Here is an 18,558-nt window from a genome sequence, read left to right on the forward strand (position 1 = left end):
ATTAACTGTTAGATTTCCATTTCCATAGATGTTAATTGTTAAATAGACATATTGTGCTGTGCTTGTCGTGGTTGATGCTATTGAGAGTGTGCTTACTCCCGCTACTATTGCTATCATAAAAAATGTTATAAAAACTAATCCAGATTTTTTTGCCATGTATTTTTCATCAATTTACAGCCTTATAAATGCTTCCTAATAAACATTTCGCATTACTGGGATGTCAATTTATAGCTTTATAAATTCTGAGTGCATATATCATAATGTGAAAAAATATAGAGAGGAGAAGAGAGGAATGGAATAACACACATAGAAGAGCTTCTAATTCTCTTTGCCTCGACCCCTGGGCACTGCCTAGCCCTTTCTGAACTTCTAGAAAAAACAAAGATGCAAAGGAGTACACTGCTTGTCTATTTGCATAGAATGATGAAGAGAAATTTGATCAGCTCCAGGTGGATAGTTGTTAATGACAAAAAGGAAAGAATCTACTGTCTGGAAGTGAGGGTATGAAAACAGAAACCTTTTTAAGCATGAGTAGTAATAACTTATTTCTAGAAAAGATGAACAACACGAGCTCTCAGAGAGGGAGACTCATTGCCCATGTAACTTAGAGCAGTGCTCACATCGTTATACATTTATCCCTCGTGCCGTTAGGGATGAAAGCTACCCATGACACTATAGCCATTAGGGGAATGCTACAGGAAGAGGCGAAGTCTCTAGAGCAAATGAAGATAGTGAGGTCAGTGAGTATCTTAAAACATGATAAAGTAAATGAAATCACGCTCTAGGGACAAACGGCATAAAGGCCATTACGTCAGTTATCTCGAACAAGTCGAAAGGCACATATAGATATTCTATATTACCTGCACTGTCATTGATCGGTATGTAAATACCAATGCTGGCATTGATGAGTGTATATGTGAAGTTTGTTGCCCCAGGAGGGTCAACCAAGTTTGGCTCTCCATAACCATTTTGGATTGCATAGTAATATGGGGCGTAGTAGAGCGGTGGCATTAGAGCTATGTATGGGTTTGTAGTTATCAGATAGAAGAAGTACTTCCAGTGGCTCGGTGTAGAGGGGTCAGTTACGAACGGCCATCCAGTATTTAATCCGTGGCCTCCTGGGTCTTGGAAGATGACAAAATACGAGTTGGACGCATACTGGTTGTGTATGTATTGTGGTGGGGCATAAAATGTGATGTTCAGCCATCCGTTAGTGTCATTCACGTATGTTCCAGCTGTGACGTTTGTAACACCAGAAGCAAATTCATAACCGTCGTAGAGGGCAGGCTGGTTGAACTCTGTGACTCCAGGCTTCAGCATCTTCAACCCTTCAGTCACATTCCACGTTGGTGAATAGCTGAACGTTAGTTCTGAGGTGTTCCATGGGATGCCGTAATAGAAACCTTGCGGGTCTAGGTACACACCAAGTGGTAGATATAACGGCGTTACATTATACCAAGTCCCTCTATCCGTTACAATTATTGCCCATGATGAGTTGCCGACCAAGACATCATTCAAAGGTACTGTATTTTGCACATAGATTGACGTATTTAATATTTCACCATCTGGCAGTATTATATGTGTTATTGTGAAAGGTCTTAGTGTTGCTAGTTCTATAACTCCGTTGTGGTATGTCTCATAGATAATAGGAGCCTGAGTGATTGATTACAAATATTGTGCGTTTTTCGTCCAACAACATTTCTTTGTTGTACATTGTTATACTCATAACTCCTTGTATTACTAACGTAAAATTACTGTACCAAATACTTAAGGCATTGCTCTTTTTGACCTTTCGCTTAGTCTCGGTGCTATAGTATTATACAAATGGAGGAGGCAATTAAAAGTGTTTTCTCTTTTGTGGACTACAAACTAGAAGAAAGAATAAAATGAGTGCGTTTCCTTAATTAAAAGGAGTTTCCCCTTTGATTTTGCAGATTGAGTCCTTGGCATGAAGGAAAGGAGGAGAAAAATATTAGCAACATAAGCCCTATACTTCAGAGCAATGATGTTGAAAAATGCTTGTGAACTCTTTCTCGAATATATGAAATCATCTAGATAGTTAACATCCGTCAAGTGTAAAAATCATCTGTTTTCCCCACGTTTTAACTCTCACAAAAAACGAGGTAGAAAGGAGACCATGGACAAGAAAGACAACAAAGGGCACATCCCCTACACTAGGTACTGTAATAGTACTAACAATAGCTGTAGGGGCTTTGCTATATGTAAATACTGGCGGGATGTTCTCCTTATCAGCGCAAACAGATTGTGTTAGAGCGTAAATCTACCATAGAATTGAGTGTCTTTTGCTTTCTACGGGAATCTAGTTATTACAAAGACTTTATACAATTTAACGCGAAGAAACCTAGAAGAAGCAAAAGGTTTTTAAATCAGATAATGAGACACAATATTGGGGCGGGAGGGGTGCTGAAAGTCGTGTGAGCATATTGGTGTTGAAACAAGGCTAGAATGAGAACCTCCTGCCCCCCATCTTGTCTGTTATTATGTTCTTTTAAACTAATAAGCTTATCTCTTCGTTACCACGACTCTTTATAACCAAAAATGCTACTATTTGAAAAGCCTTAGCTGTAAGCCAAATCTTAAAGGTAAAGGGACTAGTATAAGCAATGCTTAAATTTTCCCAGTCAAATCTAATTTTATGAAAGGTGAAGAAATCGTCAATGAGATCGTCAACAGCCCAGAGCTCTTGCAAAAGATAGTTGATAAAGTATATGAGAAGTTGAGGAATGACGTTATAATAAAGAGGTTGGAGAGCATAGAGGACGAAATCAAAAAATTATATGAGCAACAGTCTAAGATCCTTGAGAAGTTAGGGGAAATGAGCAATAAAATAGAAGACCATGATAAGAAGTTTGAAGAGCAAAAGCAAGGGCTGTCTAGCTTGCGGAGTGAGATCCAAGGAATACACCAAGAACTGCAGGGGCGTAAGAGAGATCTAGAAAGTATAAACGCAAAGCTACAGGAGCATTCTCAGAAATTTACGGATATTGAGGGAAAACTGCAGACTCAAGGTAGCTCAATTGAGGAAGTGAAAAAGTCGGTTGAGAGGCTTGAAAAAGAACATGGTAAGATATTAGAAGAGCACACACAGAAATTGACTGACATAGAAAAACAGCTAAAGATACAGAACAGTTCGATTAATAGACTTGAGAAGATAGTAGGGACTTACACTTCAAGGTCTGGGCGCGACTTTGAAAAGACAATGATGGAGTTATATATAAAGAAGCTTTAGAGCTTCACGGAGTTGACCCAGATAAAGTTAAACATGGTTATATCGTAGATGAAAAAGGCGTTACAGGGCACAAAGGTTTAAAATACGAAGTCGACTTTTATGAAGTTACTGACGGTGAAGTCTATGTCTTCGAAGTTAAGACTAATGGCGATAAAGGTGCGGTTGAGCAGCTTTTGGACAGAAAGCTGTTGTTCGAGTCTCAAGGAAAGAAGGTCACAAAGATGTTTCTAGTCTGCAACGTCATAGAGGAGGAAGATAAGAAATACGCTGAAGAATACGGTATAACTGTCATAGCAGGTACTGTAATCTAAGGCTTTATAAACAGTTTGTTCAGTAAGCAGTTTTCCCATTGAGAGTCTTTTATCACTTTAAATAAGGAATGGAAAAGTAGCACTTCAGTGTGACAAGATTAAAATAGAGGAGCTACCAGGGCTTTGTGAAATGACAGAAATTAGAATCACACTCTCTTGTTTCTTACCATAACATGAAAATAATTTAATATCTGTGCTAATCCTCTCTACCCTTACAAACAATTTTTACAAGAACGCGTAACTTAAATTAAACGCTAGGACAAACATTACTATACCAGAAATAACTGCAAGTCCGTTGCCTAGTGGGTCATCAAAATGCCTGTGGGCTAGAGCAGCTCTCTTCCACTCCCCATTCTTCTTCACATAAATCCCTTTTTCAGTCAAGGAGTCAAGAAGCATGTGTGAAGGACCGACAATAACCCCAGAAATAATTGAAGCGATCATTAAGTTGATATAGTCATATTGGATCAAATAAATAATGAATAGGAGCGGAAGGGAAGAGACTACCCCCCAAAATATACTTCTCGGCACTGTGTGTGTTTTCGGCGATCTTCTCAATACTTGACCAGTCTCTGTCATATCATGCCCAATCTTATCAATTATTATATTTCCTACAAATGAGACAAAAAGGGAAATAGCTATTGTGGGAATTAATGGAATTCCAAAAATAGTCAAAGATAAAGATGATAGCCCAAAAGAGAACATGTAATGAGTTTTCAACTTCATACTTTAGTCTTTAAAAAAAGGGATATATAAACTTTAAAAGAATAGAATCGGGGGAGTTATTCTTATTAATCCCCTACTAATATTTTCTTTTTGTGGACGATGATTTAGAAGGGATCGGAAAATTACGCATTGGCGCATTGTACTTAGCTCTTGCTGAATTAGTAATAATGATAATTTTATCTCCCTTAATGCCTTCTCCTATTCAAAAAACAATTTTACATCTCTACACGTCTGTTTTTCAACAACCATCATCTATTGCAGACGTTAAAATTATAGTTGAAATCGTGTTTTTGAGTGTTATTTCACCAGCAATTATGGGCTACTTTTACATGATGAGTGGCTTCAAAATCCTTGCAGTACTAGACAGAATATCATGGAAAGGGTTCTTAGCAGTAAAAAACCTCTTTCTGGCTTTGTTTTTGCTAGTTATTAGCGGTATATTCTTAACTTCGATATTTCTATTCGTGAAAGATCACCAAGAGTACAGTACAAACCCGTTCTTGATTGCTGGTTTAGGAATTAGTTCACTCATAGGTCTTGCTGGTATAATAATTCAGCTTTCTGGAACTTATGCTTTAGGCAAAGCCCTTACTGAAGTAGGAGAAAAATACAGGGAGGGGGTAAGCAAAGCTGGTGGAAGGATTATTAGGGCGTCAACAATACTGAGCTTTTTCATACCCATTGTAACTTATGCATACGCGTTTAGTAGTCAGCGAGAACAAGACCTTCGCTTCTTGTTAATAGTTCCATACCTTTTCCTGCTTGGCTTTATCCTTGTTTACTTAGGTTTAAGGAGAGTTCATGGACCACCACCACAACAAGTTCAGCCCAAACAACAAGCTAGACAACCCGTTACGCAACAAACTCCTTTTGCTTTACAAACACAGCCAGTTCCACAAATATACCAAGTGGGACAAGGGACTATTAGAGGTAACGGTATAGCCGATATCTCACTGTATTCCAATGTCCAAGCGGTAGTGTTGTCAGCAAGGATTGAGGGTACCACGTTCGCTTCAGCAAACCAAGTGGTGTTACAGCCTGGGACAAATAGTTTTTCTATTAAGTTTAACAACATCCCTCAACTAGTTCCAGGGAACACTTACCTTATTACACTAGTTATAAACGTTGGAGGGAACATCATGGAGTTGAAGGCTACTGCAGTTTATCAACCTGGACTAACAGCAATGCAAATTTATCAAGTGGAGCAGGGGATAATTAGAGGTGATGGGACTGCAACAATTATTCTCTACTCTGCAGTTGAAGCCTCTACAATATCAGCAAAGATTGAGGGTACAATGATAAAGTCCTACGAGATCAATCCAGCAACGTTGATAAGAGGGCAAAACGTTGTCACAATTAAGTTTGACAGTATAAGTTCCTTAGTGCCAAACTCAGTGTATCTAATAACCCTGCTTATTAGTGAAAACGGTAAGATGAGCGAAGTTAAGGCTACAGCAGTTTATAGGCCATGAGCTTTTTAGAGAGAGTGGTTAAACGCTCTTCAATACACGGTTTTTTAGGTTTAAATATTATTGTATGCAATTATTTATAATTAAAAGGTGAGGGGATGGAAGGACAGTTAGTCCTTAAAATTGTTGGCTCTAGCTTTTCTGCAACTTTGGACTTTTCGAATGATAAACTGATTACCTTTTCTATTGACTATAACGCAGAGTCGGAGAAGTTCTCAATAAATGGTGCTGATATAGTGATAAGTATTGGTGGTTATCACTATGTACCGGAGAAGAAAGACCTATTGAAGGATTTCAACGAGACAGTAATGAAGAAGTACAAGGATAAAATAGCAAAAATTAGCGAAAGCGAGGCAAAGCAATTGCTCCTTGAGTTACTAGATTATATAAACAGTGTAACAAAAGGAGGGGCTATTGCCTTGATCGAGAAAGTGAAGAACGCAGTGAAAAGCGAAAATGTGAATGTTTACTTCTCTTTAGAGAACTACACTTTTCAATCCACTTTTATGGAGAGAGAATTTGAAGGGATCGACAAATTAGGTAAGGGGACGCTTCTGCTGATCTTAGTAGTACCAATAGTTATCGGGTCTGAATTTTTACTACTAGTAGCTCCATTACTATCAGTAATAGTGAGTTTTATTGGAGTTATACTAGTAATCATAGGAGCTCTTAACATTAGAGGAGGCTTTAAGATCCTCGATGAGTTAGCTAGAGACGTTGGAATAGGATCTATCGGGGTATCGTTATACCTTGTATCTCTTATCCCAATCGTTATTGGTGCAATATATGCGGTTAGTGTAGACATATTTGAGGGTCAAGACATAATGTTAATTGGAGAAATTCTTGTAGTCATAGCAAATATATTAGTTGGACTAGGATTTTATAAAGTCGGGGAAGAATATAAAGAAAAATTAACAAAAATAGGAGGAATTCTAGTAGCAATACCTATAGTTTCATTTATTGGTTACATTTTAGTCTACGTGGGTTTAGGAAAAGTAAAATCGATGAAAAACACAAGCCACGTTAAACCATGAATAAAGTCGGACAAGGGATAATAAGAATTATTTTATTTAGCAAACTGAATAAGCCTTAATTTCACCCAAGTTTTTCTCGGTGGAAAATTATTTTAAAGTTGAGACTTACTTATTCTGGACTACTCTCAATTTCCGCCGGGCTAAACGACTAGACTCTAATATGTTACAAACAATTTTAGAATTTTACCCTCTAAAAATAAATTTCTTAAGAACTCAAAATCTATTATTTTTACCAAGAAATAAAACTATTTAGCTCTTAGTATAAAAAAGGTGGGAGTCATAATGTCTATTTGTAAACTTCTGTTAGTTAATATTCTCTAGTTTTTCTAAGCTAGATAGATCTATATATTCAATGATAGAAGCTCTCTCTTAAAAAAGTAGTATTAAATGCCTCTAAAATAAACTTTAAAAAGCAAGGAATAAAAAGTTAAGATTATTCTGAGATAGGATGGTTAGAAAAGTTACGCTTAGGATTTGCTTTACCCATGATTTCAGAGCTTTGATAGACTTAGTTTTACCAGGCGTAGTAGAAGCTGTACTACTAATTTTAACTTTATCAGAGGTCTTAATTCATGGTAGTGTTTATCCACCAGTAAATGCGCAAGGACTATCCTTGACTTCAACCACCTAAGCTGTTCGACTAATAGTGGGCGACTAATATAGCATCGCATCAGTAGTTGCTAAAGTTGCTTGGAACTTCTACTGCCTCTTTCGCTGATTCATGGATAGCGTTAACGGGTGCTTTAAGTCTCAGATAAAGAAGGCGTAGATATAATAACGAAAAGAGAATGCTTTAATTATAACATATTTGTTTATTCGGTGTTTTAAGTTAGTTCCGTTCAGTTCTAAATTTACATGGAACACGGTATCATTTCCTTTATGTTTCTCTCGCTGAACTTTAAATGATTAAGCTTTTATTTTTCCTTTTTAATCTTCATTTATGGAATGCATAGAAGTTAGAAACTTAGTTAAGCGTTATTGAAACATAGTCGCTCTCAACAATTTATCCTTCTCAGTACCTTGTTTAGGCAGATACGCCTTGCTTGGCCCCAATGGTGCTGGTAAATCCACGAGTCTGAAGATTTTAGCTGGATTGCTCAAACAAGATCAAGGCGAAGTCTACATCAAAGGCTTTTCACCTAACTCAAAAGAGGTTAAGAAAGTCCTAGGTTACTTGCCTGAGGACGCTATGCCTTACAGAACATTAACAGTGAAGGAAAACCTTGAGTACTTTGCTTCATTTAGGGGTGTGCCAAGGGAGAGGGTTTATGAGCTGATTAACCTCCTCGAGCTGGAGAGTTATACGAATGTTGAGGCTGGGAAGCTGTCGAGAGGTAACTTGCAGAAGCTCTCTATTGCTTTGACAATTCTTCACAACCCAGAGATAGTTTTGCTAGACGAACCCCTCAATTACCTTGACATACCTACACAAGAAAAAGTGATAAATCTGCTAAGGAGCATGAATGCAACGTTTTTAGTTTCAACCCACATTATGTCAATAGCAACTAGACTAACAGACCATGTGATAATTATAAACAGAGGTGGAGTTGTGTGGACTGGGACTATTGACGATCTGAGAAAACTAGGGAGAGAGGACGAGCCAATTGAGAGCATAGTAGCTAGGATAATGAGTGCTGGCGTCTAAAATGAAGACTTCACTCTCATCACACTCCTCATCGCCCTTTATTGCAATGTTAAAGAATAACATTAGATTTGTTGAATTTGGAGGCAGGATTAGTACTGGTGGAATGCCAATTATATTATATAAAAGGGCGAAGACGTATAAACTAGCTCTAGTAACTGCTTTGATAGCAATAGGAATCTATGAAGCTTTATCCTACTTTAGCCATACAGTTGGGGGTGCAAACGCACAGCTCACACTCTCAGTTGGTGAATGTTTTATGGTCTTTACACCGGGGGTACTTCTAGTCGTTTTATCCTCTTTTCCAGCATTTATGAATGAGCCTTTATGGTTAAACTTATCAGCTATGACCCCAGTAGAGTTTGCCAGAAATTACTTGATAACAAGGACTATCCCGACCTTTATCGTTTTCTTGCCGATTTCAATCTTTGTGCTTTTGATTAACCCACTAGTCGGTGTTGGTAGTTTATTCATCCCTCTTCTTTACATATATTCTGCGTCAATTAACGCTAGGGTTTACTTCGTGTTAGTATCTTCGAAACATCCATATTATAACAGTAGCGGATATGTCGGCTTATTACTTTTGCCTTTGTTACTAGTCGCTTTAGATTCCTTCTTCCCCATTGCTGGAGTTATAGTCACCATGGCTTCCACTTTACCATTCTTGTTTTCCAAGGGCTACTGGGAGGTGACTTTTGAAAAGGCATTAACTAGTGTATGACGCTTGGATCAAAATTTCACTTTTATTTTATCTTCGCTAGATACTCGATCTTTATATTTCCTCTGATAATTTTTCTTATTGCTTTGCCACCACATTCATAAACAAATCTACATTATGACGTATGTTTATTCCTCAACACTATGCATTTCGGTTATGGAAGGAAATTATAAGTTTTAAAAGGGTTTTCGTGACTTCAGTTAAGACTTACTTATCAATTTTTGGCTATACTGAGGCTTGTCTTCTCTAACGGTGTTTTAACGCTACCATCGACTATTAAAGGCGACACACATTTCATTCTATTATAAGGTAGTTTTTGCATCCGCAAACTACGAGAATGAGAGTTTGGTATGAGTCAACAAATAAATGGAAAACTTTTATAATCTGAAGAAAAACTATGCCATGATGCTTTGGCAACTAGTGAATTTCAAGATAAAGACAACATTTAGGAGATCAGTGATGATGTTTTATGTAGCTGAACTCATGTTCTTTGCCTTTATATCATTCTTCTTAATTATTTCTCATCTCCCCTTTGCCCTTTACATGCTTGATATTGTTGGCATACTTTTCCTCTCCATGACCTTCATACTCAACGGTATTTATTCCTCTTTCTTCATTCAAAAGTCAGATGTCGACTTCCTCTACATGTTGCCCTTTGACGAGAGGGAGTTAGAGATTGCATACTTACTATATACGTTTTTAACAAACTTATTGCAGACAGTAATCGCAGCTATTTCCCTATTCCCAACAATCTCTTACTTTTCTCTGCTTGTAATGCTAGCGTCTAGCGTCATTAACTCTTTCGCTTTCTTTGCCTTTAAGAGAAAAGTTATAGTCCTAGTAATTGGAGTCTGGATGCTATCTTCACTCTTAAAGTTCCCATTCTCACCATTTTCCATGGTGTTCGGTTACTCTTACGGTTATTTCATTCTTTCTGCTTTATTAATCATAACCGTGTTTCTGGGAATAAGAAACGCAAGTGTTGAAGATCTAATATTCGAGTTTTATAAGAGGCAAGGACTTCTTGCGCCGACAGGCAAAACGACAACTTCACTTTCCTTGTATTCTTCCTCACCTTTTATCGCAATGTTAAAGAGGAGCTTTAACTTCTTCGAGACTGTAGGCAGGATTAATCTAAGCGGAATACCTAATATAACGAGCAGAAGGGTGAAGATGTATAAAGTACTCCTTATTACTGTTGCAGTTGGGGTAGTAAATTACGTAGTTGTCTCACTAATGAAAAGTCAACTTAGCTATACATTTTTTATCGAGAGCAATATAGGTTTGTTTGCAGGGATTACCATAGTCTCATTAACTTCAAATTCAGCATTTGCGAACGAGCCTTTATGGCTTAACTTATCTGTTATGACGCCCATTGACTACGCTAGGAAATATTTGTTAGCAAAGACCCTCTCACTGTTTATACTGTTCTTACCAATCTCAATCTCTATCATTCTTCTTAACCACGTAGCAGGTATTGGAAGCTTATTCGTCCCGCTTGTGTATATTTATGAAGCATCTATTAACGCAAGGCTTAACCCTGTGTCATCGCAAATCTCAAGTGGTAGAGCTTTATCATCTAGCATATTACTTTATCCATCTGCCCTAGTAATTTTTTTAGATTTTTACTTCCTAATCGCTGGTATTGCAGCAACTTTAGCCTTAACTTTGCCATTCTTGTTTTCTAAGGGATATTGGGAGAAAACGTTTGAAAAGATAATAACTAGCGTATGACTTTTAGTAACGGAAATTTCTTGGTAGTAAGCTATATGCAAGACTTAGGAAACTAAAATGTGAGAAACTATCTTTTTACTAACATAACCCAATTAAAAACACTTCAAATATCCTTTTATTTAAAATCAAAAACAGCATATAGGAAGATGAAAAACTCTAAAATGAATTATCCCGTGGAGATGAAAAACACATACTAACAAAAGGTTAAAAGTGTCAATGCCCTAAAAATTGAATTATGACAATAAAAGTCGAAAAAGAGACAAATGGAACATCCATAAAAGCACACGGAAAGATAAAGGTACTCTCAGACATAAATTACGTCAAACAGGTACTCATGAATGAGGGTTTTTATGACCCCGGCATTCTTCAAGTATGGAAGGAGGGACAGGTTTTCGGTTTAGCCAAACGTATAGGTAAAGTGTTAGAAACCCACATAAGGGGATATGCTGATAGCACTCTTGATGCCGAAATAGAGATATCAAGAGATTTCTTGGAGCACCTCTCTTACGATGGAAAACCTTTCTACGGGTATTTAACTAACATTTTGAAAAAGTATAACATTCCGTTTCAAATTATAGATCCATTACCTCATGACCCATCTACCATAGAGGTACCAGAAAAACTTACTAGCTGGAAGCCCCTCTTCGGTATTTTGATCCTCTTTATGTTGGCTGGGTCAAGAAAGAAAGGGAATATAAAAAAGTAATAAGACACTTTCTGTCAATATCCCTTTTCATTCAGTTAGATTTTGAAATAAGTAAACCCGGGTAATTTTACAAGATAAAGGAAAAACTTAGTATCAAATCATCTCTTAAGGCTTAATAGAGACCTTTTTCCCATAGAACCTTTTTCCTCTTGCTTAATGATGTATAGAAAATATGTTCAAGCCCTATGCTGAATAAAAGACCGTACAACTTATAAAAGTGGTTGGAGAATTAGTCATGAATGTTTATGAAATTCGAGAGGACTACGTTGTTAATAAGGGAGCAGATTCTGTGTATTAGATCAGATAATCCGCATTGTCTCTCTAAATATAATGGGGGTAGAGAAATGCGGACAATTGCCATAGCACGTAAATATGAGATAAAACACGATAGTGGAAGATTAATTTATGATAAAATTAAGTTTTAGGATTTGATGTAGTTACTTAATAAAAGCTAGTTAGGACAAAATAAATGATATGTAAAGTTGTTCTACCTTCTTATTAAGGAAGTACTCTTATTTCAAGCCTCTCTTTAGGAAATTCACCTGGGGCTATCTTATGTAGCCAGTCCCTAACCCTTTGTCTATATTCTAAGGCTACATCAGTGATTAACTTAAGCTCCTCTCTGTTAATCATCTTATTCGGGAATAGTAGTTTTATTAAACCGCTTGTGACTTTTTTAAAACTCTTTTCGTCTCTTATCTTAAAGTTCTCTGAAAACTCTACATGCTTGTCAACGTAAAAAGCTAAAGTGTCCTTCCTCATTATATGCATTGCCTCTGAGAAATAATCAGATGCAATTCCATAGCCCTTAGCTAGATGATATCTCGTTTGGGAAATTTTAGGAAACTCCCAACCTGGTATAAGCCCGTGGATTCTATCTAAAAGAGCTGAATCTCTCATGGGCTCTGGCAATACATAGGTTAAATCTTCAATAGGTATATAAGCACCGTCACTCCTTTCAACGTTCACATTACCCATGAACACGAGAGAAGAATCAGAGGCTACTTTTTTGTCTCCTCTTTCATATTGTCCGCTCTCCATATAATCCTTAAGCTTTCCTATCATTTCATCGGGGTTTGGAAACCTCACTTTGCTAACTTCATCAAAAACTACAACGTCTTTTACAGCTAGTTCCCCAGGGACTCTAGTCCTTAAATTGTAAAAGAGAGAGGCAGAAGATATTGTCCCACCAGATATTATCCTTACATAGTTGCTAATGTTCCTATATAGATATGTTTTACCAGTTTGTCTAGGCCCGAACTCAACCATATTTACATTGCCCTCAACTAATGGAACAAGGCGTGAGAGAAGTAGAAGCTTTTGCCTAGGGTTATAAACGTTTGGATCTAGTCCCACAGTGTTTATTAATACGTCTATCCACTCATCAAGTCTGAAATGCTCTCTTGCATCCTCAAGAATCTTTGGGTCATTTTCTGGTGCTTGAAATGGTTTGAAGTCAGATACAAAGACAGAGATTGGTCTTCCTAAGACTTCTTTGTCCACATCTGTCTTTTTAAGCGTTATTAACCCCCACATTCCCGTAGTTAAGGTAGCCTTATTTTTATTGACTATGTCTACTGGCACTTCTGCCCATATATCAAGGGATTGGACAACACCTACATGTGTATTAGTTTTTATATCTACGTAAACCTTTAACTCATCTATAAGGTTTACAATACCCTCTGTGACGAGCTTGTGCTTTACTACTTCTTTCTCCTCTGGCTCATAGAAGTGCTCATTAATAAAATTCCTTAGCTTCTCCTCCCAATTACCACCCTCAGACAAAAACTCAAATATTAAGAACTCGGCAACATATCTAGGAAGCTTAACTAGGTCTAGTCTATAAGTAAGGCTTTTATCAACGGCGAAGTCACCAAAATATCTTTTTACTTTATTGGATAGTTCGCTCATCTTTTATCGCCTACAAGACTTTACGTCTCTTTGGGCCTGTAGGTTGAGAGACCTCAATTGTGAAATTAATAACTTCTTCCTTACCGTGCCACATCCATCTAAGCTTACCATCATATTTGCCAGGCTCTAGCGGAGGGGTCCTAATCTTATATTCTCCGTCAATAATTTTAAAGGAACCTTTTTCCCACGGGAGTTCATAGTATATTTCTATCTCTTCGCCAGACGGATTAACGACTTCAACCTCGATATTAGACTCTACATCCGGCTTAAGGGCTGTGTTTAAAACAGTGAGAGAGGGTTTTTCTAGAAGAGGAACTTCAACTTCCTCTTCGGGCAATTCCTCGTTAGAAAGGATAGCTAATAGCCTCTTAAACTCCTTGAGATCTGATTCACTTAGTCCAAGTGACTCTGTAACAGCAATATCTATTTCGTCTTCAATTTTCTTAAGTTCGTCTTCAAGGTCTTTTCTACCGTTCTCGTAAATTTCTTTAGCAATCTCATGAGCCTTCTTGGAAAGCTCAGATATCTTTCTATGCAATTCGTTACTAGGATTATACTTGGGAATCTTAATAGTATCAACTATATGCGTGTATTGTCCAAGCTCATAAGTATATGCGGCAATCACTGTTCTAACTACCGACGAATTAAGGAAACCAGAAACATAATAAGCCTCATCCCTATCATTAAACCCTATCATTATAGTTCCGTGATCAAGAATCACAGGTTTCGAAGAAACAAAAGCTGTTGATAAAGGTTCTACGACAGCACAAGCGAACTCGGTGGCCTTACCAGTAATTGCACCAGCAATGCTCTTCCAAACAACCTTATATGGAGCGAATGTATAAGATCCTATATCGTCAACTATATAGAAATTTTCATCAATTCTGTTTTCGGCATTTTTTCTCTCGACACCGTTTTTCGCTTTCTTAATTTTTTCCCTGAGAGAGAGGAACGGTTTTATAGATCTCTTTTTAAGTTCGTCCTTATATTGGTTGAGGTAATCAAAAGTAAGTGGGAACTTTACCTTAAGAATACTTTGGGAAATGGGTTTTCCTGAGGTTGGCTCATGGGGGATAATTACATATCTGTCTTTATAATCCACGTACCACCTTTTTACATCTCTACCTCTTATCAACGGATAAACTAGTTCATGCTCTACTATAGCCTCTACTTGCGTAACTTTCTTCTTCTGCCCTGACTCGGGCTCATTAGTTATACTTAGGTTTCCGTTACGAAGTTTTTCAAGAATTTTTACAAAATATACCTGGTTTAAGCCAACATATACTCCTGCGTGTGCTTCATAGTACTGAACGCCTGTAGCAAGCTTTCTAATAGCCTCAACAATGCCTGGTGTTACTTGCATCCATGAACTACTAGGATCATTTTGCAATAGCGGCACCATTATTGCTTGATATCTTTTTGTGTTCTTAAGTACTTCATCTAGTGGCATATCCATTGGTATTGGTTTTTTCTTCGACAGATTCGCCCATATTATATTTTTAACTCTACTCATGTTATTCTTGTATATATCGTTTATCTGAGGACATTTTCCGACACCATTCATATCTGATAACTCACATACTTTTTCCACAACTATAGCTGCTGTTCTATTCACTGCCCCTTCAAACGGATATAAAGTTACTAGATCATGAATGACATGTATAAGTGTTTTTCTAGTTAGAAAGTTCCTAAATCCTGCCCCGGCCTGGACTTTGAATACTGTGAAAGGCATTAGGAATCCTAGCTTACCTCCAACATTAAGATATAAGTCAAAAGATCTTGCCAAGAATAACATTGCTAGGTCTTTCTTAAATCCCCCTGTTTTTATAGTTTTTAAAAGACCGTATTTATCCCATAGGTCTTTACTTATCTCTCTATATATATCAGGGAGATTCTCCCAACTGACCCATGGTGGATTACCCACAACGTAATCAAATTTTCCTTTTAGAATTGGGGCAAATGCATTTCTAAGCACGGAAATCCACACATCGTCTTTTCCCTCTTCCTCAAGTTTAAGTAGTTTTTCATATAACTCCGTTAATGCATCAATGTCGTCGTCTTTAATACTATTAAATGTATATTTAATCCTCTCCTTGAACTCCTCTTTACTATATTTATTTCTTAAATCTTGAGAAATTTCAGCCAAAATATCGGCTAATAATCTCCCGTCAATAATATTCTTGGGTATACGGAATTCTCCTACAACTGTCCTTAGTACATATACTTGGCCTGTCAGTTGAGTGCTTTTTTCGATCATTATTGAGTCAGCAAGATACACAGGTATTTCTATCTTACCTCTGGCATAACCTAAAAGGTCAGCTATCGCTAGAAGATAGTTTGTTCTAGCGGCAAGAACCGCTAATGGATTTAAATCGAAACCTACAACATTTCTTAGTACATAGTTTAGTAGTTGATCTACCAAATAATGTTCTTCAGCATACCTTCTAAGTCTGCTTATATATGCTATAAGGAATGTCCCAGAACCACATGCTGGATCTAAGACTCTTAACTCAAGTGGTTTCAAAGAGTTCCCCTCTCCCATTTTAAGCAAATTATCTAAGCATAGACCAACTTCATCTAAAACTAGATTTGCTAGCCAATCTGGTGTGTAAAACTCACCAAGCTTATGTCTTAAATCTCCGGGGACTAAGTTTTGATATAACCTCTTTAGCAGGTCTTTTGCAAATTCAGGTTCTAACTGTGGCGTAGCTACTTCGTAGTTAGATAGTATTCTTGCCATTTCTGCTATAGAATCTGCCAAATCTCCATCTAGTTCATTTAGATACCATGAGAAATAATCGCCTTCAAGGAAGTTCTCTATGTTTAATAATTTTCTAAATATTCCACCACTTTCAAGATCATTTAATACGTCTTTGATCCCATTAACACCTTCTCTTGAGTATGCATCATCTAACTCCGCTACATAAGACCTGTAAAGTTTTCCTCCGCCATAAAGATAAGCTATTTCTGCAGCAATAAGTTTCATTAGCAAAGCGTAATAAGTTTGTATTGCGAATATAAGAGTGTCATAATCTATATTATTTGGTAAGCCGTATTCACTCGCTAGCTCTGATAGCTCCTTGAGCCTTTCTTGCTCGTAACCAGTAGCTTGTTTAAAGAGTCTCATCCAATCATCAAATAGAGTTCTTGTTCTAGGATTTGCACTCTTCTTAATCTTATCATATAATACTCTGATCATCTTTTTAGCTATCTGTGATTTCGGGCCAAAGTCATTAATCAAATTATTAGCGTCTAAAGTCTTCCTTCTAAGTCCCCTCAAAGCCTCAATTAACTTTATTATATTCTCACGATTTATCTCATAAGGACCTCTAAGGATCCAATTATCGTTTCTAGGATCGTACTTAACAAATGCAATCCTATCGCTTATTAAAACACCTAGATACCTAGAATAGGCGGGCTTTTCTTCAGCCTCCCCTTTAATGTAATTTACGACTTGTTCCTTAGCACTCTGAATATCCCTTTGTGATGAAAGCTTACCCGGTTTTTTGTACTCGATAATTACATGCCCATATAGAGCGTCAAGCCTAGCACCTGAAACCAATGTGTATTCGTACTTTCCTCCAGTAACACTTTCAAGACCTAATGGTTTTAGTATTTTTCCCTCTATGCATGCAGATACTCTTACTCTAAGATCCTCTTCAGTGTCTGCTTTACGGACTGCTTCCTTAATACATTGTAGTATATCATCAATATCTAACTCGGGGGTGTTGTTGCGCGCAGACATACTATCTCACTTTCTAGGTTTTATTTTTATAATAAACTCTGTAGCCCGATTATTATTAGAACTTGTACCACTATAATAGTTAAACACACCATGACATTTCGGACATTCAATCATTTTAACTTCATAAAATCTAAATTTCCATGGATCTCTAAGAAGTTTGAATTGTGAAATGTCTGCCTCATATCCACAAAAAGGACATTTAACCATCTCTCACACCCTTTCAGCAACGTTATTTATAAACAACATAAACCTCATTGACTAATAAATTCTTTAGGCTATATAAATATTTTGAACTTCAAAGCTGATAATACTCACTACTTATGAAAATCAATAAAACCATTTTAATTTCGTCTCACTCTCTACCCCTTTTTACCTTTTATACTAAATTAGTTTATCTGTTTATAAGTATTTCTATCCCTTAATTACTTTAAAGTCCAATCTTTTGCCTTTTTAACATTTACGTATTTTTAAGTTACATGAAAATGCTCTCTTTAAAATCTATAAAGTAAATTAAAGGAAAACTGAGAGGATCCTACTTTTAAAAACGTTTAAAATATAAAATAGTTCGCTGGTATCGTAAAAAATTATCTTAGTTCATAAAATGTAATAGTAATCTCAAAAGCTTCTTTAATTTCAGCGTTATTCACTATAATTCTTCTCTTTAAATTAATGATATTTAGCTAATCTTTAGTAAGTGAGAAATACTCAGGTTAGCCGAATAATGGATACGTGAAAATAAGTGAAAATTCTATGAGAAGCTATTGTGAAATTGTAAGAGACACTGATTTAGCTTTGAGAAATTTGCTAAAGAATTCTAGTCTTGAAAAGTTTATAAAAGAGATCAAGAAAATAACGGTGACAGATCTGTAGATACTTATTTCTTAGGCTCTTTAAAGAATAACTGAGTCGAACTGCAGTGCTGTATATTTAAGCAAAATTTATCAATGTTTATAAGATAGGGAAAATGAAGAGATTGTGGTGTCAATGAAAAGATAAACAATAAGGTTAACATTAACTTACACTCAAAGAGACTTAAACAAATTTCGATATCATAATGTGCCCCGTTCAATTGAAATCCTATTCTCAGAGTTTTAAATCTCGTTTTCTCAAAGTATTTTGAAAGGAAGAAGAGCTGAAGGGGATTAAAGCAACCCTTTATCAAATCAAAAGACACAAATCGTTTGTCTTGCTCTGTCAATTAACCGTTCATTTTCAATTACACAATTTGTACTGGTGCCTTTTCTTTAATCTCCAGGTCAACGGCTTCCAACATGTGCACAAACCTACGTTTAGGCATCTTTATTAAGCTCTT

15 protein-coding genes are annotated in these 18,558 nt (G+C 36.7%); 10 read left to right on the forward strand and 5 right to left on the reverse strand.

Annotated features, from left to right (window positions below):
* The first annotated feature begins 321 nt into the window (after positions 1-321).
* Entirely contained in the window at positions 322-507 is a 186-nt protein-coding gene (locus tag AC3OCB_RS12030; RefSeq protein WP_498342856.1) for a hypothetical protein, read from the forward strand.
* A gap of 267 nt (positions 508-774) precedes the next feature.
* Here AC3OCB_RS12030 and AC3OCB_RS12035 read toward each other — a convergent pair whose 3' ends face one another.
* Positions 775-1,518: a hypothetical protein gene (locus tag AC3OCB_RS12035; protein WP_498342834.1), complete on the reverse strand. Its 744-nt coding sequence runs from the start codon at positions 1,516-1,518 to the stop codon at positions 775-777.
* 1,138 nt (positions 1,519-2,656) lie between these two features.
* Here AC3OCB_RS12035 and AC3OCB_RS12040 point away from each other — a divergent pair.
* Both AC3OCB_RS12040 and AC3OCB_RS12045 read left to right on the forward strand, forming a co-directional pair.
* Positions 2,657-3,250: a hypothetical protein gene (locus tag AC3OCB_RS12040; protein WP_498342836.1), complete on the forward strand. Its 594-nt coding sequence runs from the start codon at positions 2,657-2,659 to the stop codon at positions 3,248-3,250.
* A 41-nt stretch (positions 3,251-3,291) separates the two neighbouring features.
* Entirely contained in the window at positions 3,292-3,561 is a 270-nt protein-coding gene (locus AC3OCB_RS12045) for a hypothetical protein (RefSeq protein ID WP_498342857.1), read from the forward strand.
* A 225-nt stretch (positions 3,562-3,786) separates the two neighbouring features.
* Here AC3OCB_RS12045 and AC3OCB_RS12050 read toward each other — a convergent pair whose 3' ends face one another.
* Positions 3,787-4,287: a DUF1286 domain-containing protein gene (locus AC3OCB_RS12050; protein ID WP_498342838.1), complete on the reverse strand. Its 501-nt coding sequence runs from the start codon at positions 4,285-4,287 to the stop codon at positions 3,787-3,789.
* 92 nt (positions 4,288-4,379) lie between these two features.
* On the opposite strand from AC3OCB_RS12050, the gene AC3OCB_RS12055 reads away from it, so the two are divergent.
* The 7 genes from AC3OCB_RS12055 to AC3OCB_RS12085 all read left to right on the forward strand — a co-directional run bounded on the left by AC3OCB_RS12055 (position 4,380) and on the right by AC3OCB_RS12085 (position 11,590).
* Positions 4,380-5,759 carry a DUF973 family protein gene (locus tag AC3OCB_RS12055; RefSeq protein ID WP_498342840.1) on the forward strand — a complete coding sequence of 460 codons (1,380 nt, stop codon included), beginning with the start codon at positions 4,380-4,382 and terminating at the stop codon, positions 5,757-5,759.
* Between the two features lie 95 nt (positions 5,760-5,854).
* Positions 5,855-6,790 carry a DUF973 family protein gene (locus AC3OCB_RS12060; protein ID WP_498342842.1) on the forward strand — a complete coding sequence of 312 codons (936 nt, stop codon included), beginning with the start codon at positions 5,855-5,857 and terminating at the stop codon, positions 6,788-6,790.
* 448 nt (positions 6,791-7,238) lie between these two features.
* Positions 7,239-7,421 (forward strand): hypothetical protein, encoded by a 183-nt coding sequence (locus AC3OCB_RS12065; protein ID WP_498342844.1) that lies wholly within the window; start codon positions 7,239-7,241, stop codon positions 7,419-7,421.
* A gap of 354 nt (positions 7,422-7,775) precedes the next feature.
* Positions 7,776-8,435 carry an ABC transporter ATP-binding protein gene (locus AC3OCB_RS12070; protein WP_498342858.1) on the forward strand — a complete coding sequence of 220 codons (660 nt, stop codon included), beginning with the start codon at positions 7,776-7,778 and terminating at the stop codon, positions 8,433-8,435.
* Position 8,436: 1 nt separating this feature from the next.
* A complete protein-coding gene (locus AC3OCB_RS12075) occupies positions 8,437-9,153 on the forward strand; it encodes a hypothetical protein (RefSeq protein WP_498342845.1) in 717 nt (238 codons plus the stop codon).
* 402 nt (positions 9,154-9,555) lie between these two features.
* Positions 9,556-10,884 (forward strand): hypothetical protein, encoded by a 1,329-nt coding sequence (locus tag AC3OCB_RS12080; protein WP_498342847.1) that lies wholly within the window; start codon positions 9,556-9,558, stop codon positions 10,882-10,884.
* 235 nt (positions 10,885-11,119) lie between these two features.
* Positions 11,120-11,590, forward strand: coding sequence for a hypothetical protein (locus AC3OCB_RS12085; protein ID WP_498342849.1), 471 nt, complete (start codon positions 11,120-11,122; stop codon positions 11,588-11,590).
* 498 nt (positions 11,591-12,088) lie between these two features.
* Here the strand turns inward: AC3OCB_RS12085 and brxL are convergent, their stop codons facing one another.
* Genes brxL through AC3OCB_RS12100 form a run of 3 tightly spaced genes read right to left on the reverse strand, consistent with a single transcriptional unit; the run spans position 12,089 to position 17,453 of the window.
* Positions 12,089-13,501 (reverse strand): BREX system Lon protease-like protein BrxL, encoded by a 1,413-nt coding sequence (gene brxL / locus AC3OCB_RS12090; RefSeq protein WP_498342851.1) that lies wholly within the window; start codon positions 13,499-13,501, stop codon positions 12,089-12,091.
* 10 nt (positions 13,502-13,511) lie between these two features.
* A complete protein-coding gene (locus AC3OCB_RS12095) occupies positions 13,512-17,246 on the reverse strand; it encodes an Eco57I restriction-modification methylase domain-containing protein (RefSeq protein WP_498342853.1) in 3,735 nt (1,244 codons plus the stop codon).
* 6 nt (positions 17,247-17,252) lie between these two features.
* Entirely contained in the window at positions 17,253-17,453 is a 201-nt protein-coding gene (locus tag AC3OCB_RS12100) for a hypothetical protein (RefSeq protein WP_498342854.1), read from the reverse strand.
* Positions 17,454-18,558 lie beyond the last annotated feature (1,105 nt).

It is taken from the genome of Sulfurisphaera sp., from assembly GCF_059755235.1.

What these genes read in the sequence shown, in the direction of transcription:
- AC3OCB_RS12050 (WP_498342838.1), bottom strand. Translation starts at nt 4,287, where the DNA reads ATGAAGTTGAAAACTCATTACATGTTCTCTTTTGGGCTATCATCTTTA.
- AC3OCB_RS12075 (WP_498342845.1), top strand. Translation starts at nt 8,437, where the DNA reads ATGAAGACTTCACTCTCATCACACTCCTCATCGCCCTTTATTGCAATG.
- AC3OCB_RS12060 (WP_498342842.1), top strand. Translation starts at nt 5,855, where the DNA reads ATGGAAGGACAGTTAGTCCTTAAAATTGTTGGCTCTAGCTTTTCTGCA.
- AC3OCB_RS12095 (WP_498342853.1), bottom strand. Translation starts at nt 17,246, where the DNA reads ATGTCTGCGCGCAACAACACCCCCGAGTTAGATATTGATGATATACTA.
- AC3OCB_RS12100 (WP_498342854.1), bottom strand. Translation starts at nt 17,453, where the DNA reads ATGGTTAAATGTCCTTTTTGTGGATATGAGGCAGACATTTCACAATTC.
- AC3OCB_RS12080 (WP_498342847.1), top strand. Translation starts at nt 9,556, where the DNA reads ATGCTTTGGCAACTAGTGAATTTCAAGATAAAGACAACATTTAGGAGA.
- AC3OCB_RS12065 (WP_498342844.1), top strand. Translation starts at nt 7,239, where the DNA reads ATGGTTAGAAAAGTTACGCTTAGGATTTGCTTTACCCATGATTTCAGA.
- AC3OCB_RS12040 (WP_498342836.1), top strand. Translation starts at nt 2,657, where the DNA reads ATGAAAGGTGAAGAAATCGTCAATGAGATCGTCAACAGCCCAGAGCTC.
- AC3OCB_RS12085 (WP_498342849.1), top strand. Translation starts at nt 11,120, where the DNA reads ATGACAATAAAAGTCGAAAAAGAGACAAATGGAACATCCATAAAAGCA.
- brxL (WP_498342851.1), bottom strand. Translation starts at nt 13,501, where the DNA reads ATGAGCGAACTATCCAATAAAGTAAAAAGATATTTTGGTGACTTCGCC.